The following is a 1,680-nucleotide window of genomic DNA, read 5'->3' as shown; positions in this document are numbered from 1 at the left end:
ATAGAAAAAAAAGAGAGATATTCTGATCATTTAAATAAATGGACAGAAGAAAATCAGCTGCTCCAGCCTAAAAAGTCTTTTGCAAAATTTGACGAACCGAACATCACTGTTAAACAACGAAAACTTAATGATCAAATTTCAAATATAGATCATCAAATTTCTGAAATATCACGCAGAGAAACTGAGTATCAAGAGTATGTACGCGATCAAAGACTGGAGATCATAAATAGTTATATATTTGAAGAAGATAACTATGGAAATAAATACTTTAGTCCTCAAAATGGTGAAAAACAAAAGCGACTATATGCAGAAGAAATGGAAGATCTAAAAATCCAAGAATTGCATGCGGCTTTTACAAAAAAAATTGAGACCGAAGCGCAGCAAGAGTTTTCCCAAAAAAGAGCAATACAGCTCGAAAACGACCGAAAAGATCGTGAATCTAGAGAACAGCAGTTACGTAAAGAACGAGAGCAACAAGAACAACGCTATGCACAAGAACGAGAGCAACAAGAACATTTGGCATTTGTAAGACGCCAAGAACAAGAAAAACAGCAGAGAAATGAGCCTAAAAAGCCAGAAAATGACAATAACCATGACTACACGCCTTAGAAATCCCATTTAAGCGCAAAAAAACGGGGGTTTTAGCGACTTTTGATAGAAATACAGTAAAACTATAGTTGATAAAAATAAAATCGCTTAGAACGCAAATGAGAGCCTTTTAGCGAGTATCTACGAGCGACACAACGAAAGTTTGCTTATTCCCCCTCTGAAAAACCGTTTTTTATTGAATTACTGGGGACAGTGATTAGCGAGTGTCTACGAGCGAAGTATTGATGCTTTTGCTCGTCAAAAAGCATGAGCATAGCGAATGCATTATTCATGTTTTGCTTTTTGAATCCTTGATCATATATGCAAAAAACTGCCCCCCACGAAGCGAGTGAAACGAGCTTCAATAGAGTACGAGCTTTAGCGAGTACCAAGGGCAGTTTTAATAACTCACTTTGGAAATAAATTCCCTTTTATTCTTTTAAAAAGCTTTTAAAAGCTTTTAGACCCCCCTATAAACCACGCCTAGCAATGCTTTCAGACTTTAAAAAACTACTTTTACCGGACATTAAACTACAAATGCCGGACAAAATGGACTTAAAAAACTACTTTTACCGGACATAGAAACTACTTTTACCGGACATTAAACTACAAGAAAAAGTTTGTAGTTTTGTTAAAAAACTACAAAAATAGTAGTCAAAAAATAAACGACAATGTATGTTTAAGCTACATAAATACCAATGTAGTTAGTTAGTTTTTTGGGGTTGTAGTTATATGGACGAAAATAAAAAAACATATCCTCTGAGCTGGGTTGTTATGCAAAACAATGTTCAAGAATGCTTTAAGAGTATGAACATTGATGAAAAACGAATGTTAATACTTGCTAGCCCAATTGCTAGAACCACTGATGCAACTGAAAAAGACCGAATTATGATTACGGCAGAAGAGTTTGCTAGAGAATGTGGCATTAAAACGCATTCCGCATATACGCAGTTAGAACTAGCCAGCAAGAATCTACTTAAAAGAAATTTCTCTTATAACAATGAAAGAGGAAAAAAGGTGCTGTCGAATTGGGTGATTGATTGCACTTATGAAGACGGAGGGATAGCTATACGTTTCCCTGAAATCGTTCTA

At 35.4% G+C, this 1,680-nt stretch carries 1 protein-coding gene and 1 pseudogene; both read left to right on the top strand.

Annotated elements, in window-relative coordinates:
- Positions 1-609 (top strand): annotated as a pseudogene (locus FTT98_RS17670) (mobilization protein (MobL-like)); the annotation flags it as partial.
- 711 nt (positions 610-1,320) lie between these two features.
- Positions 1,321-1,680: replication initiation protein (locus FTT98_RS17665; protein ID WP_180177617.1), on the top strand; the 360-nt coding region annotated here is incomplete at its 3' end.

Origin of the sequence: Acinetobacter sp. YH12039 (assembly GCF_013420015.1) — a bacterium.
GTDB lineage: Bacteria > Pseudomonadota > Gammaproteobacteria > Pseudomonadales > Moraxellaceae > Acinetobacter > Acinetobacter amyesii.
Note: the sequence above shows the minus strand (reverse complement) of the source record. Positions and strands in the feature narration are given on the sequence as shown.